This window comes from Bradyrhizobium zhengyangense (assembly GCF_022012555.1).
In the GTDB taxonomy this organism is placed as follows: Bacteria; Pseudomonadota; Alphaproteobacteria; order Rhizobiales; family Xanthobacteraceae; genus Bradyrhizobium; species Bradyrhizobium zhengyangense.
In genome coordinates, this window is the sequence record NZ_JAKLTZ010000003.1 from 621,238 (window position 1) to 636,400 (window position 15,163).

The following is a 15,163-nucleotide window of genomic DNA, read 5'->3' on the forward strand; positions in this document are numbered from 1 at the left end:
TACGGAAAAGGTTCCTTGGAATGGGATGGCCGTACAAATCTGCACAACCAACTGAGCAGCGCGACGGTCTCGTCGGCGCGTTCCTGTACTGGCTCGGCGGCTTCGAGATCGAGGACGGCCTGACCGCCGATCTCAGCGAGCGCGAGCTGCGCCGCATCCGCGCCAAGCAGATCGACGCGGTGACGCGGCTGATCCCGGTGACCATGGCCGTCACCATGCTCAACGTCGCCATCGTGCTGATCCTGTTCTGGGGCCGGGGCTGGAACGACTTCCTCGCGATCTGGGGCGCAACCCTCACCGCCGTCGCAGCGCTCGCGGTGCGCGCATGGCAGCGCTCGCACCGCAATCCACCGCAGGAAGCTTCGCCGCGCGCGGCGCGGCAGATGATGCGGCAGGCGTTCTTCCTTGCCACGATCTGGGGCACGCTGCCGCTGGCGCTGTTCAGCCAGGTCGGGCCGACCAGCCAGCTGATCCTGGCCTGCCTGATGGTCGGCATGATGTCCGGCGGCGCCTTCACGCTGTCGACATTCCCGCGTGCCGGCCTCGTCTACCTCGCCACCATGGCCGTCGCCTGCGCCGGTGCGCTGCTGCTGTGCGGCACGGGGCCATATCTGGTGACCGCTGTGTTCCTGATGCTGTTCGCGTTCTTCATGGCGCGCAACATCGTCTCGCAGGGCAATCTGTTCCTCGGCAATCTCAAGGCCCAGCTCGAGCTCGAGCGGCAGACCGAGATCATCTCGCTGCTGCTGAAGGATTTTCAGGAGAACGCCAGCGACTGGCTGTGGCAGACCGACGCCGAAGGCCACCTCGTCGACGTGCCGCAACGCTTCGCCGACGTCGCGCAATTGCCGCTTCCGCTTCTGAAGGGATCGCAATTCGCCGACGTGCTCGACATGCTGTGTCCCGAGGACAAGGCGGCCGCTTACAACGTCGTCGGCCTGATGGAGCACGCCGAGCCGCTCCACGAGATGAATTTGAAGGTCGTCGCCGGCGGCGAAGCGCGGCTGTGGTCGCTGACCGCAAAGCCGGCCTATGACCGCGACGGTCAGTTCCTGGGCTATCGCGGCTTCGGCCGCGACGTCACCGAGCGCTGGCGCGCGGAGAAGGCCGAGGCCGAGAGCCGCGCCAAGTCGGATTTCCTCGCCGTCATGAGCCACGAGATCCGCACGCCCATGAACGGCGTGCTCGGGCTTGCCAGCATGCTGCTGGAAACAAATCTGGATGCGGAGCAGCGCGAGGCCGTCACCACGATCCGCGAATCCGGCGACAACCTCCAGCGCATCCTCAACGACATCCTCGATCTCTCCAAGCTGGAGGCGGGACGCTTCCAGTTCGAGGCGATCGACTTCGCGCCGCAGACGCTGGTTGAGACGGTCGCGACCGTGGTGCGCGCGAGTGCCAAAAGCAAGGGACTCGCCGTCAAGGTCGAGCTCGATCCGAACCTGCCGCCGACGCTGCGCGGCGACGTCGCCCGCATCCGGCAGGTGCTGCTCAATCTCGCCTCCAACGCCGTGAAGTTCACCGACCAGGGTGAGGTGACGATCAAGGCGGTGTGCCAGGCGCGCCGCGATCTCCTCGCGACCGTCGAATGGACCGTGACCGACAGTGGCATCGGCATTGCGCCCGAAAAACTCGGGCAGCTCTTCTCCGACTTCGCCCAGGCCGATGCCTCGATCAGCCGCCGCTTCGGCGGCACCGGTCTCGGCCTTGCGATCTCCAGGCGCATCATCGAGCAGATGGGCGGCACCATCGGCGTCACCTCGACGCCGGGCGAGGGCTCGACCTTCCGCTTCACGCTGGTGCTGCCGTGGAGCCAGGCGCAGACATCCGATCAGGACGCTGGCCGTGAGGAAGCCGACGATCTCAAGGCCCGCATTGCCGACCTCGACCGGCCGCTGAAGGTGCTGGTCGCCGAGGACGACGCCGTCAACCGTATGGTCGTGAGCAAGATGCTCAGTGCCTTCGACGTCGAATTGCGCGTCGTCACCGACGGTGTCGAGGCCGTCACGGCCGTGTCCGAGGGCGATTACGACATCGTGCTGATGGATGTGCGCATGCCCGAAATGGACGGGCTCGCCGCGGCGCGGGCGATCCGTGCAGAGGGCGGACGCTTCGAAGCGCTGCCGATCATCGCGCTGACCGCCAACGCCTTCCCCGAGGACGTCAAGATCTGCCGCGAGGCTGGCATGTCCGACTTTCTGGCCAAACCGCTACGCAAGCCGGCGCTGGTCGCAGCCCTGCTGCGCGCGCTCGACGGCCACGTGCTGACGGAGGGCGCGCCGCTTCAGCCGGCGCTGATGCCCGATGAGGTGGAGTGGACGGACGAGGAAAGGCAGATGACGGGCGCGTAGGCGTTAACTCCGTGCACGAATATGCGTTTCCGCACCCGTTGTCCGGACGCTGGCAATTCGGATCGTCGTGTTACGTTGCGCCGCCATGCGCCTCCTTGTCATGCTTCTCATCTTGTTCACGGCCTCCGCCCGCGCCGGCGACGGTCCGCTAATGAGCACGCACATGATGTTGCCTGTCGTGATCTCCGGCAACAAAGTGTCGCTGGAAAGCTTCGTCATTCGTCCTGATCGCCCCGGCAAATTTCCTCTCGTCGTGATCACTCACGGAATGCCTAGCCTCTCCGGCGAGGAATTCTTCACTGAAATCCTCAACCGCTCTCCGGTCGGCTACAGCAAGGCGGCCGTCGCCTTCGCGCAGCGAGGATATGCAGTGGTCTCGATCATGCGTCGTGGCTATGGCCGATCTGGGGGAGGGTTCTCCGAGTCTTTGCGGCAGGTCTGCGACTATCTTCCGGCCGTGCGCGCTGCCGGCGACGATGTCATTGCGGCGGTCGCTTCACTGCGTAATGAGCCCTGGGTCGACGCCGAGCATGTCGTCTTGCTCGGTCATTCCGTTGGGGGGCTCACGGTGATGGCCGTCGCCGCAGAGAACATACCGGGGGTCGTTGGCGCCGTGAATTTTGATGGTGGTCGGCACACCTTCTCCGCACCCAACCAACCCTGCTCGCCTGATAACTTGGTCGATACAGTCGCCGCATTGGGTCGCACGGCCCGTGTCCCGGTGCTTTGGCTCTATGCTGAGAACGATCAATTCTACGGTCCCGACTTGGCACGACGCATGTTCGCGGCCTACAGCGCTGGCGGTGCGCCTGCGCAGTTGCATCTGCTGCCTCCGTTCGAATCGAACGGCCACAATACCGTCGTGCTCGCGCCGGCAGATACCTGGTTTCCGTCCGTCGACCCCTTTCTTGAAAGGTTAGGTCTTCCGACGAAGACTGTCATAGAGGCGCCGTTGTTCGCTGAGCTGCCAATCCCGCCGGGGGCTGTCGCCGCTTGTCAGGGGGCGTTCGCGGACTACCTCGCCAATCCCGATGATGCCAAGGCCTTCGCGGTGAGCACGCACGGCCACTGCGGAACTGGATTTGGCCGCACAGCTCCCGAGGCACGCGAGCCTGCCTTGATGAAATGCAAGATCAATTCGCGCGGCGAAGATTGCAAGCTTTACGCGGTCGGACAAAAGCTTGCGGGGATTGAAACACGGTCCACGCGATGCAGTGGAACGCCGCGCGGTCACAATTTGCCATAGACCCGCGCGGCGACCGCCTTCAGGTGCTCGACCGAGCCTGACTCCGGATGCGGCTTGACCGGCGCGAACAGGATCGACGCCTGCCTGCCGTTCTTCCAGACAAAGATGTTGACGGCATTGTCGTTGCCCTTGGTGCAGGAATGCTCGCCGAAGGCTTCGCTGCCGAGCTCGGGGATCGCTACGTGCTGGCACGGGCCCGCGCGCTTCATCATGCTGATGACGGTGTCGCGCGACATCGTGATCACCGCAACCGCCATGGTATTGGCCTCGCGATCGAACATCATGCAGCTGCCGGCGCCGGTGCGCTGGACCTGCAGCGTACTCTTGTCGAGGAAGCCGTCGGCATCCGCGGCCGCGAGCCATTCGCAGCCGCCGAACCGCTCGCTGGTCTTGGTCACATTGCCAATGGCAACGCGCGCGGCTTGGGTGATCGGGCCGAGCAGGGCGTCGTCGGCGCGCCGGCCGATCGGATAGACGCTGAGCTGCAGGATGTAATCGCCTGATAAGGCGAGGACCGAGGCCTCCTGGCGCTCCGCGCCGGCGGCGGTCGTTCCGCCCTGGCCTTCCTCGCCGATGTCAGCGACTGCATTCAGCGGCATGCGCTCACCGAGCGTCTTGACGAAGGTCGCGTACATCTCCTTGGCGCGGTCCCTGTCGGGATTGCGGAACACGGACAGCATCATCGTGTCGCCGCGCCCGCCCTGGTAGATGCAGCCGCGACCATCCTGATTTGAAATCAGCGACCATTTCAGCGCCGGCATCGCGCCGGCGAGTTCCTGGGCGCTGATGAACGGGCAGGTTTGGACCGCACGCGCCGGAGGCACGGGGAGGGTTGCAATTGCAAGGAGTAGGGCGAGGCAACAGAGCAGACGATTGATCATGCGCATGGGATGAATTGATACCTGTCAGCTCGCTGAAGGAGGCTTTCGAGCTTGAATGATGTGGACTGTCCCTTGCATTTGGTCGAGTTGGGTACACAACGGGTTCATGGTTGATCCCGAGCAGTGGGCGGACGGTAGGACCATCAAATTTTCTGAGGCCGTTTTCCTCTAGGCAGCTAAGGAGCGGTTGCGGGGAAGCGGGTTCTGCAGGTCCGGTTTGTAGGGTTACTGTCGAAATCACTGGAGTCGAGCTTGCTTTCGCATATTGCTCTCCCGACGGCGGTCGTTGCGATCATTGCGTGGACCTTTTTTCCATTGCTCCGGAGATCGCGGCGTCGCCCGGTTCGGTTCGATCCTGATCGGCCTTATCAGGTCTATACCCGAGAATTCGACGCGGAGATCAAGGCCGACGATCTGGACGCTTTCCTGGCCGAGCTCCCCGACCGGCGCTGGGCCGAGCGATTTCCCGAGGTCGATCCAGCGCAACTGTACGACCTCGAAAACGACCTTGCTGCACGGCGTGCGGGCATGGAGACCACCCAGCCTCAGGCCGCCGATACGATCGTGTCATTGCTCATCGATCATTCCGGCTCGATGCGCGGACAGCCGATGCTGTTCGCGGCCAGGGCTGCGCTGGTCGCCTCCGACCTGCTCGACGGCTTAGGGGCAAAGCAGGAAGTGCTCGGCTTCACGACCTCGCGCTGGAAGGGCGGTCGGAGCCGGGAAAAATGGTTCAGCAGCGGCCAGCCTTCCTATCCCGGGCGACTGAACGACCTGTTGCACATCGTCTACTGCAGCGCCGGCGAGAAGCTGAGCGCGCGACACTGCGCCAGCATGCTGCGGCGGGACCTCGTCAAGGAGAATATCGATGGCGAAGCCCTCGAATGGGCTGCGTCGCGTTTGCGCCGAAGCGGCGAAAGGCAGAAATATCTGATCGTGCTGTCCGATGGTGCGCCGGTCGACGATCCCACATTGCTCGCGAATGGCGATCGGTATCTGAGCCACCATTTGAGCCGTGTCACCGACGAGATCGAGCAGGCCGGCGACATCAGGCTTGCGGCGATCGGCATCGGCCATCCGGTCGAGCAGTACTACGAGCAAGGCATTACCATCAACGCTCCAGAAGAGTTGGAGGACACGCTGGTTCAGCTCATCAATCGACTATTGCGCCCGTCGCCTTGACGTGTCCGTCAGTGCGGGAACGAAGGCGGCAGTCAAGATCTGGGAATTGGACGAGGGCAGGGGCCGCGTCGGCGTTGGGCTGTATCGAAGCTGCCGCGCGTGTGCCTGGTCGAGCACCCCGCACTTGGGATTTCGCGATGATGACATCCTACCCCTGTTTTGCCCGACGGGTCAAATGATTTTCGCAAAAGCCGAAACGCGCCATGCGGGCGTCCCGACTACTGTGCATGGGGTTGTTTTCGAGATTTTGTGCCGGGCTAGATCGAGAAGCTGGTGCCGCAGCCGCAGGACGCCGTCGCGTTGGGATTGTTGACGCGGAAGGAGGCGCCGATCAGGTCGTCGACGAAATCGACCTGCGAGCCTGCCAGGAACGGCTGCGAGGCGGAATCGACCAGCACCACCGCGTTCTCCTGCTCGATGACGAGATCGTCGTCGGTGCGGTCGCGGTCGATGTCGAACTTGTACTGGAAGCCGGAGCAGCCGCCGCCCTCGACCGAGATGCGCAGCATCGCGCCGGTGCCTTCGCCCTTGAGGATCTCCCCGATCCGGCGGGCGGCGCGGTCGCTGATGGTCACGGCAGTCGTCATTGTCGGTCTCCGATCGGCCCGCGGTCATGCCAAGTTCACTTGGTATCCCGCGTCCGGCATAGTTAAGTGCAAGGATACGCAGAATCAAATGGATAGGGACTAAATTCGTCGTGTCCGTCGGAATGGCAGCCCCCCGCGCGCCCTATGCCTGCGACCCCGAGCGCAGCCGCGGCCGGCTGGTCGCCGAGCCGCCGAGCCGGACCCGCAGCCCGTTCCGGCGGGATTGCGACCGGGTGATCCATTCGACCGCGTTCCGCCGCCTCAAATACAAGACCCAGGTCTTCGTGTTCCACGAGGGCGACCACTACCGGACCCGGCTCACCCATTCGCTGGAGGTGGCCCAGATCGCCCGCGCGCTGGCCCGTCAGCTCGGCCTGGACGAGGACCTCACCGAAACCCTGGCGCTGGCCCATGATCTCGGGCACCCGCCATTCGGCCATGCCGGCGAGCGGGCGCTGGATGCCTGCCTGAAGGATTTTGGCGGCTTCGACCACAACGCCCAGGCGCTCCGCGTCGTCGGCTCGCTGGAGCACCGCTACCCTGAATTCGACGGGCTCAACCTGACCTGGGAATCGCTCGAGGGCATCGTCAAGCACAACGGTCCGCTGACCGACCGCAGCGGCGCGCCCGTTGGCCGCTATCGCGAGCATGGCATTCCCGTCGGGATCGCCGACTACGTCAAGACCTACGATCTGGAGCTCTGGAGCTTCGCTTCGCTGGAGGCGCAGGTCGCCGCGATCGCCGACGACATCGCCTATGACGCCCACGACATCGACGACGGCCTGCGCGCCGGCCTGTTCCATCTCGACGACCTCAAGGTCATGCCGCTCACGGCCGAGATCATCGCCGAGACCTCGGCGCATTATCCCGACCTCGAGGACGTCCGGCGCGGGGCCGAGCTGGTACGTGAGTTGATCTCCCATCTGATCGGCGCGGTGTTCGCGGAGGCGCAGAAGAACATCGCTGCCGTCGGGCCGCAATCGGCCCAGGACGTCCGCCAGCAGAGCCGGGCGCTGATCGCATTCCCGCCCGAAGTCGCCGAGGAGGAGGCCGCCATCAAGCGCTTCCTCTATGGGCACATGTACCGCCACAAGCGGGTGATGCGGGTGATGGGCGAGGCGGAACAGATCCTGTTCGACCTGTTCGCGAAGTACACCTCATCGCCGGCCGACCTGCCGCCGGAATGGCTGGTGGGGGCGGAAGCGGACGACGAGGGCGACCGGGCCCGCCGGATCGGCAATTTCATTGCCGGAATGACCGACCGTTTCGCCCTGACCGAGCACCAGCGGCTCTTTGACTCGACCCCGGATTTGCGTTAGGCGGCGGCCATGCCCGACACATCCTCAAGCCCGCATCTGTTCGCCGACGTGCTCGCACGCGTGCACGCCGCCTGCCGCGCGCTCGCGGCCGAAGCCAATTGGCCCGAGGGCATCGATTTTGCGCGCGTGGTGGTCGAGCCGCCGCGCGACGCCTCCCATGGCGACATGGCGACCAACGCCGCGATGGTGCTTGCGAAAGAGGCAAAGGCAAAGCCGCGCGACCTCGCCGAGCAGATCGCCGAGAAGCTCCGCGCCGATGCGCTGATCGCCAAGGTCGACGTCGCCGGTCCCGGCTTCATCAATCTGACGCTGCAGCCCGCCGCCTGGGCCGAGGCGCTGCGCACGGTGCTGCGCGAGGGCGCTGACTACGGTCGCGTCCGCGGCGGCTCCAAGGTCAATGTCGAATATGTCTCGGCCAATCCGACCGGGCCGATGCATGTCGGCCATTGCCGCGGCGCCGTGTTCGGCGATGCGCTTGCGAGCCTGCTGCAGTTCGGCGGCCACGATGTCACCCGCGAATATTATATCAACGATGCCGGAGCCCAGGTCGACGTGCTCGCACGCTCCGCGTTCTTGCGGTATCGCGAGGCGCTCGGCCAGGATATCGGCGCGATCCCGGAAGGCCTCTATCCCGGCGACTATCTGAAGCCGGTCGGCGCGGCGCTGGCCAAGGAGCACGGCGACAAGCTGCTCGCGATGAGCGAGGCGCAATGGCTGCCGACGGTACGCGCCAAGGCGATCGCGATGATGATGGACGAGATCAAGGACGATCTCGCCGCCCTCAACATCCGCCACGACGTGTTCTTCTCGGAACGCTCGCTGATCGAGACCGGCAACAACAAGGTCGCCGAGACCATCGATTTCCTGAAGGCCAAGGGCGATATCTACGAGGGCCGCCTGCCGCCGCCGAAGGGCGCGCCGGTCGAGGACTGGGAAGACCGCGAGCAGCTGCTGTTCAAGGCGACCGCTTATGGCGACGACGTCGATCGCCCGCTGATCAAGTCGGACAATTCCTACACCTATTTCGCCTCCGACATCGCCTACCACAAGAACAAGTTCGACCGTGGTTTTGCGGAGATGATCGACGTCTGGGGCGCCGATCATGGCGGCTACATCAAGCGCATGCAGGCGGCGGTGAAGGCGACGACCTCGGGCAAGGGCTCGCTCGACGTCAAGATCGTCCAGCTCGTGAAGCTGCTGCGCAACGGCGAGCCCGTGAAAATGTCCAAGCGGAGCGGGGACTTCGTAACCTTGCGTGAGGTGGTGGATGAAGTCGGCCAGGACGCCGTCCGCTTCATGATGCTCTACCGCAAGAACGACGCGGTGCTCGACTTCGACCTCGCCAAGGTCATGGAACAGTCGCGCGACAACCCGGTGTTCTACGTCCAGTACGGCCACGCCCGCGGCCACTCGATCTTCCGCAACGCCCGGGCCGAGGTGTTCCCGGAGCTGCCGGAGGATACCGACAAACGCATTGCCTGGCTCAGTGAGTCGGCCGTGGAACGGCTGTCGGACCCCGTCGAACTCGATCTTCTTAAGCGCCTCGCAATTTATCCGAGGATGCTGGAGGCCGCCGCCGCGGCCCATGAGCCGCACCGTATTGCCTTTTATCTCTATGACTTAGCGAGCGAATTTCACGCACTTTGGACGAAGGGGCGCGATTTGCCCTATTTACGCTTCATTATCAATAATGATGCAGATCTTACAAAGGCGCGACTGGCCATGGTCCAGGGCGTCGTCTCAGTCCTGGCATCGGGCCTCGCCATCCTCGGCGTCCATGCCCCGGACGAGATGCGGTAGTTTGGGGCGAACTACTTAAGGGGAATATTTTGGGGGTACCGGCAGAAGCCGGATCGCTTAGACTTGGTTGAAAGCCTTGTGGGTCGAAAGCTGCGCCTTGGTCGAGGGGCGCGCAGCTTTCCCGAAGGGACGCATCATCACGATGGCCGATCGATATCACGACAGACCGTTTCCTTCCGATGACTATGGTCGCGGCGCAGATCAGCATGGGAAGGCGGACAGCGATCCCTTGGCCGAACTCGCGCGCCTGATCGGGCAGACCGATCCGTTCGCAGCGCAGGGCCGCCCGGGTGCGCGGCCGGCAGCGGCGCCTGCGCCGACGCAAAGCTATCAGGACGACGATTACCAGCGGGACGACCATCAGCAGGACTATGCCGAGCCCGCACCGCCGGCTCAGCCTGGGCCGCCTTCATGGATGCGCCGCGCCAACGTGCAGCCGCAGCCGGCGCCCGAACCTGACTATCCCGTTGCCGTGAATCCGATTCATCCGCTGCATCGCTATTCGGCTCAACCGGCCGCGCCCGAGCCGCAGTATCAGCAGCCGCAGCAGGCCTATCAGGATCAGGCTTACCAAGAGCAAGCCTACCATCAGGAGCCGGCCCAGCATCAAGCCTATGAAGCGCCTTACGAGCAACCTGATCCCGCGCGCTACGATGATGCGCTCTACGGGCGGCTCGAGTCGGGCGAGCAGGATTTTCAGCGTGAGCCGGCCTATCCGGACGATCCTTACGCATTCCAGAGCGACTATCCCGAGGCCGATCTCGATGAGCCCAGGAAATCGCGCGGCGGCATGATGACGGTCGCGGCGATCCTCGCGCTCGCCGTGGTCGGCACTGGCGCGGCTTTCGCCTACAAGACCTATATCGGCTCGCCCCGCAGCGGCGAGCCGCCGATCATCAAGGCCGACAACACGCCGACCAAGGTCGTGCCGGCTCCGTCGGACTCCTCGGCCAAGGTGCCGGACCGTATGGCAAGCGGCGACGGCAGTGAGAAGATCGTGCCGCGTGAGGAAGCGCCCGTCGACGTCAATGCCAAGGCGGCCGGTCCCCGGGTGGTGTTTCCGGCGCTGAACCAGAATGCCAACCCGCCTTCGGTCGCCAGCGTGTCGCCTTCGACCGCTCCGCCGCCGAGTGCTGGAGCGATCCCGAGCAACGGGACGATGCCGAACAGCGCGCCGCGCTCGATCAAGACGGTGGCTGTGAAGGGCGACCAGACAGATAGCGTCGTGCCGCAAGGCGCCGCAGCGCCGGCAGCGAAGCCGGCCGTGCCGGCGAAGCCGGTCGCGACACCGGCTGCGCCCCGCAATCCGCCAACCTCAGCCAATGCCAGCGCCAATCAGCCGCTCTCGCTGGCGCCGCAAGCCGCCCCGGCCGAGCCGCCGCAGCGCATGGCTGCGACCAATCCGACACAGATCGCGCCTGCGCCCAGCGGGGGCGGCTATGTCGTGCAGGTATCTTCGCAACAGAGCGAGGATAGCGCCGCCGCGTCCTACCGGGTGCTCCAGAGCAAATATGGTAGCGTGCTGGGCTCCCGCTCACCGGTGATCAAACGGGTCGACCTCACCGACAAGGGCAAGGGCATCGTCTACCGTGCCTTCGCCGGACCGTATGGCTCGGCTGATGAGGCGGTGCAGGCCTGCAACAATCTGAAATCGGCTGGCCTGCCGTCCTGCTTCGTCCAGAGGAATTAGCGGCCGTTTCCTTGACCCCCTCCGGGGGCAGGGTTAATCGGCCCTATGAGCACGCGGGCCTTCATTACCGGCGTATCCGGAACGGAACTGACCGCCGCTGGGCGGGCATTTGTCCGTGCCGAACGCCCATGGGACCTCATTCCCTTCAGGTTTGGCTTTGAGGTTTCGGCCCAAGTCGCGGTCAATGTTAGGGAATTGAACGCGCGGCAGTTGCTTGCGACGGATCAAGCCGGTTGCAGCATTCCCGTGGATGGCGCCGCCAAGCCGGTCCATCCGATGCCGACTTCTGCGACAATGATTGCTCAGGTGATTCGCAGCGCAATCGGGTTCCAGGGTTTGTTAATGAGTAATGACGTGCCGATGAAGACGCTGGCGGGACGCATTGGTGAGGCAAATAGCGCCATGCCGGCGGCCGGCGCGCCGCGTCACAGCAACGACAATGCGCAACTGGACGCATTGATCGCAAACACGGCATCCGCATGACCGCAGAGATTCTATCGTTTGAGACCGGCCGGCCCGCAGAGCTCGCCGAGGGCGAGCCGGCGTTGGTGGTGGACGTTGAGGGCTATGAAGGCCCGCTCGATCTGCTGCTCGCGCTGGCGCGGCAACAGAAGGTCGACCTCGCCAAGATCTCGATCCTGGCGCTGGCGGACCAGTACCTCCACTTCATCGAGGCCGCGCGAAAGATCCGCCTCGAGCTCGCCGCCGATTATCTCGTGATGGCGGCCTGGCTCGCCTTCCTGAAGTCGCGGCTGCTGCTGCCGGAGCCGCCGAGCGCGGAAGGTCCGAGCGCCGAGCAGATGGCGACTGCGCTCGCGAACCGCCTGCGCCGTCTCGAAGCCATTCGCGAAGCCGCCAACCGGCTGATGAACCGGGCGCAATTGCTGCGCGAGGTTTTCCCGCGCGGCGAGCCGGAGCAGATCGCCGAGATCAAGCATCCGAAATACACCGCGACGCTGTACGATTTGCTCACGGCTTACGCCTCGCAGCGCCAGTCGCGCGTGCTGGCGAGCGTACATCTGGCCAAGCGCACGGTGTGGTCGCTTGCCGAGGCGCGCGCCACGCTGGAGCGGCTGGTCGGCAGCATTACCGAGCAGGACGACTGGGGCGTGCTCGACGATTTCCTGATCCGTCACGTCGCAGATCCGACGCAGCGCGCGACGGTGTTCGCCTCGAGCTTCGCCGCCGCGCTTGAACTCGTGCGTGAAGGTCAGCTCGAGCTCAACCAGAAAGAGGCGTTTGCGCCCATCTATTTCCGCAAGGGGCGCGGGAAGCCGATCGTGGACGCAGTATCTTCGCCCGATGCCCCGGTCGGTTAAGTGCAAGAAGGAGAAGCTGCCATGGCAAGCCTGGCTGAAGTGCGGGTAGAAGAGGCCGAGCCGATGGAGAATGAAACCCAGGCACGTCCCGAAGAATTGCGGCTGCTGGAAGCGCTGCTTTTCGCCTCGAGCGAACCACTGGATACCGCGACGCTGGCCAAGCGTATGCCCGAGGGCGTCGACGTGAAGGCTGCACTTGAGCAGCTCCAGGCCGACTATGCCTTGCGCGGCGTCAACCTCGTGCGCGTCGCCAACAAATGGACGTTCCGCACCGCCGGCGATCTCGCCTGGCTGATGACGCGCGAGAGCACAGAGACCAAGCGCCTGTCGCGCGCGGCGATCGAGGTGCTCGCGATCATCGCCTATCACCAGCCGGTGACGCGTGCCGAGATCGAAGAGATCCGTGGCGTCGTCACCTCCAAGGGCACGCTCGACGTGCTGCTGGAGACCGGCTGGATCAAGCCGCGCGGCCGCCGCAAGACGCCCGGCCGTCCCTTGACCTTCGGAACCACCGAGGACTTCCTGTCGCAGTTCACCCTGGAACAGCTCGGCGACCTGCCGGGTCTGGAGGAGCTGAAGGGCACAGGCCTCCTGGATTCGCGCCTGCCGACCGGGTTCAGCGTACCGACGCCGTCGGATGATCCGGCGCTGCGTGAGGACGAGGATCCCTTGGAACCGGGCGACGAGCTCGATCTGGCGCTGGCGCCTGCCGTCGAGCCGGAGACGCCGCCGGAAGGTGGCAATGAGGGCGGTGAGGGTGGCGGCGAGGCGTGATCCTCCGGCCTTCTACGGGCCCCCTGCGACCGGTTAACACTAGCAAGATTACGTAGCGCCAACAGCGAATTGGCGCTGCCTTGGTCCTTGTTTTTGGGCCTTGCGAAGCCTACGTTCCGGTCAAGATCGGCCGGGTCCCGGCCATGCGCGTTTGGAGGGTTGCAGGATGGGTTCACTTAGCATTTGGCACTGGATCTTGGTGATCGCAGTGGTCCTGCTGCTGTTTGGCCGTGGCAAGATTTCGGATCTGATGGGCGACGTGGCGCAGGGCATCAAGGCCTTCAAGAAGGGCATGCAGGACGACGACAAGCCGGCTGAGAAGCAGGAGCCCTCGAAGGCCATCGAGCACAACGCCGCGCCGACCGCTGCGCGATCCGACGTCGGCAGCAAGGCCGTCTGAGCCAGGAGCACGCGAGACGCGGGAAACGGACCCGATCCTGCGCGTGAGGGATTGGGCCGATCGTGATTTCGCGTGAACGGAAGACGTCATGTTCGACATCGGCTGGAGTGAGCTGGTTCTGATCGGGGTCGTGGCCCTGGTCGCCATTGGCCCGAAAGAGCTGCCGGGCGTTTTGCGCATGGTCGGCCAGTGGATGGGCAAGGCGCGCAAGATGGCTGCCGAATTCCAGGGCCAGTTCCAGGAAGCCATGCGCGAGGCCGAGATGGCCGACCTCAAGAAGAGCTTTGACGAGGTCAAGGAAGCTGCTTCCGGCTTCACCGGCGGCGGTCTGATGACCTCGCTGCAGAAGGACGTCAGCGACGCGCTGCGCGTCGATGCGCTCGACAAGCCGGCTGAGACCACTCCGACCGCTGCCATCGAGCCACCCGCGACTTCAAGTGACGCGCCGACGACGCCAACGACACCGGAGGCTCCAACGCCGGAGACCTTCGTAGAAGCAGAGGCACATGCGGCGGTGAATGAGCCTCTCGCCATCACGCGAGAGGTCGAACCGGCTCCGGTCACCCAAGAGACCTTAAAAGAGACCGTCCAGCAGGACACCGCGCCATCCGAGGCGATCAAGGACGCCAAAGCGTCATGAGCGACGCCGAGATCGAGGCCAGCAAAGCCCCGCTGATGGACCACCTGATCGAGCTGCGGTCGCGGCTGATCAAGGCGCTGCTCGGCTTCGGCGTGGCCTTCATCTTCTGCTTCTTCTTCGCCAAGCAGATTTACAACGTGCTGGTCTGGCCGTTCGTGTGGGTCGCGGGCGCCGAGAACTCGAAATTCATCTACACCGCGCTGCTGGAATATTTCATCACCCAGCTCAAGCTCGCGCTGTTCGGTGCCGGCTTCATCTCGTTCCCGATCGTGGCGACGCAGATCTACAAGTTCGTCGCGCCCGGACTCTACAAGCACGAGAAGCAGGCCTTCCTGCCATATCTGGTCGCGACCCCGTTCTTCTTCGTGCTGGGCGCGATGCTGGTCTATTTCGTCGTGTTGCCGATGCTGGTGCGCTTCTCGCTCGGCATGCAGCAGATGGGAGGCGACGAGACCGCCCAGATCCAGCTGTTGCCCAAGGTCGGCGAATATCTCTCGCTGATGATGTCGCTGATCTTCGCCTTCGGCATCGCCTTCCAGCTCCCAGTGATCCTGACTCTGCTTGGGCGGGTCGGTATCATCACGTCAAAGATGCTGCGCGAGAAGCGCCGCTATTTCATTGTGCTGGCTTTCATCATCGCAGCCGTGCTGACGCCGCCTGATATCCTCAGCCAGTGCTCGCTGGCGATTCCGCTGCTCGCGCTCTACGAGGGCTCGATCATCTCGGTGTCGATGGTGGAGAAGAAGGCAGCTGCCTCGCAGGCGTCATCGGGCACTAACGCGTCGTCGGACGCGAATCCGGCGGAGTAGGGGCCGCACCCTCAGCGGTCATGCCCGGTCTAGTTGCGCAATTGCGCACGGGGGCGGGGCATCCAGTACGCCGCGGCCTATCGAGGAATCCTCGCCGTCTCTGGAATACTGGATCACCCGCTTTCGCGGGTGATGAGGCCTGTGCTAGGAGACGCGCCAGTGCGA

Annotated in this window: 14 protein-coding genes; 12 read left to right on the plus strand and 2 right to left on the minus strand. The window is 64.4% G+C overall.

The window, feature by feature from the left end; genetic code table 11:
- Positions 1-20: 20 nt before the first annotated feature.
- Positions 21-2,351 (plus strand): ATP-binding protein, encoded by a 2,331-nt coding sequence (locus L6639_RS13565; protein WP_237862145.1) that lies wholly within the window; start codon positions 21-23, stop codon positions 2,349-2,351.
- A gap of 163 nt (positions 2,352-2,514) precedes the next feature.
- Complete coding sequence (locus tag L6639_RS13570) at positions 2,515-3,597, plus strand: dienelactone hydrolase family protein (protein WP_237862147.1); 1,083 nt, start codon at positions 2,515-2,517, stop codon at positions 3,595-3,597.
- Here the strand turns inward: L6639_RS13570 and L6639_RS13575 are convergent.
- Positions 3,582-4,484 carry a hypothetical protein gene (locus L6639_RS13575; protein WP_249798163.1) on the minus strand — a complete coding sequence of 301 codons (903 nt, stop codon included), beginning with the start codon at positions 4,482-4,484 and terminating at the stop codon, positions 3,582-3,584. The genes L6639_RS13570 and L6639_RS13575 overlap by 16 nt on opposite strands.
- A gap of 309 nt (positions 4,485-4,793) precedes the next feature.
- Here L6639_RS13575 and L6639_RS13580 point away from each other — a divergent pair, with 309 nt between their 5' ends.
- Positions 4,794-5,660 (plus strand): cobaltochelatase CobT-related protein, encoded by an 867-nt coding sequence (locus L6639_RS13580; protein WP_237862150.1) that lies wholly within the window; start codon positions 4,794-4,796, stop codon positions 5,658-5,660.
- Between the two features lie 257 nt (positions 5,661-5,917).
- Here the strand turns inward: L6639_RS13580 and erpA are convergent, their stop codons facing one another.
- Positions 5,918-6,247, minus strand: a complete 330-nt coding sequence (gene erpA / locus L6639_RS13585; RefSeq protein WP_027529739.1) for an iron-sulfur cluster insertion protein ErpA — start codon at positions 6,245-6,247, stop codon at positions 5,918-5,920.
- Between the two features lie 110 nt (positions 6,248-6,357).
- Here erpA and L6639_RS13590 point away from each other — a divergent pair, with 110 nt between their 5' ends.
- From L6639_RS13590 to tatC, 9 genes are all read left to right on the plus strand, one after another.
- On the plus strand, positions 6,358-7,566 hold the full coding sequence (locus L6639_RS13590) for a deoxyguanosinetriphosphate triphosphohydrolase (RefSeq protein WP_237862152.1): 1,209 nt from the start codon (positions 6,358-6,360) through the stop codon (positions 7,564-7,566).
- A 9-nt stretch (positions 7,567-7,575) separates the two neighbouring features.
- Positions 7,576-9,366 (plus strand): arginine--tRNA ligase, encoded by a 1,791-nt coding sequence (argS, locus tag L6639_RS13595; protein WP_237862154.1) that lies wholly within the window; start codon positions 7,576-7,578, stop codon positions 9,364-9,366.
- Positions 9,367-9,508: 142 nt separating this feature from the next.
- Positions 9,509-11,056, plus strand: coding sequence for an SPOR domain-containing protein (locus L6639_RS13600; protein WP_237862156.1), 1,548 nt, complete (start codon positions 9,509-9,511; stop codon positions 11,054-11,056).
- Between the two features lie 45 nt (positions 11,057-11,101).
- A complete protein-coding gene (locus tag L6639_RS13605) occupies positions 11,102-11,539 on the plus strand; it encodes a hypothetical protein (RefSeq protein ID WP_237862158.1) in 438 nt (145 codons plus the stop codon).
- Positions 11,536-12,375: a segregation and condensation protein A gene (locus L6639_RS13610; protein ID WP_237862159.1), complete on the plus strand. Its 840-nt coding sequence runs from the start codon at positions 11,536-11,538 to the stop codon at positions 12,373-12,375. Before L6639_RS13605 ends, L6639_RS13610 begins: the two co-directional genes overlap by 4 nt.
- 21 nt (positions 12,376-12,396) lie before the next feature.
- Positions 12,397-13,149, plus strand: a complete 753-nt coding sequence (gene scpB, locus L6639_RS13615; RefSeq protein WP_237862161.1) for an SMC-Scp complex subunit ScpB — start codon at positions 12,397-12,399, stop codon at positions 13,147-13,149.
- Positions 13,150-13,315: 166 nt separating this feature from the next.
- Entirely contained in the window at positions 13,316-13,549 is a 234-nt protein-coding gene (locus L6639_RS13620; protein WP_237862163.1) for a twin-arginine translocase TatA/TatE family subunit, read from the plus strand.
- Between the two features lie 88 nt (positions 13,550-13,637).
- Positions 13,638-14,189, plus strand: coding sequence for a Sec-independent protein translocase protein TatB (gene tatB / locus L6639_RS13625; RefSeq protein WP_237862165.1), 552 nt, complete (start codon positions 13,638-13,640; stop codon positions 14,187-14,189).
- Positions 14,186-14,998 carry a twin-arginine translocase subunit TatC gene (gene tatC / locus L6639_RS13630; protein WP_237862167.1) on the plus strand — a complete coding sequence of 271 codons (813 nt, stop codon included), beginning with the start codon at positions 14,186-14,188 and terminating at the stop codon, positions 14,996-14,998. The genes tatB and tatC overlap by 4 nt, the downstream gene beginning before the upstream one ends.
- Positions 14,999-15,163: the final 165 nt, after the last annotated feature.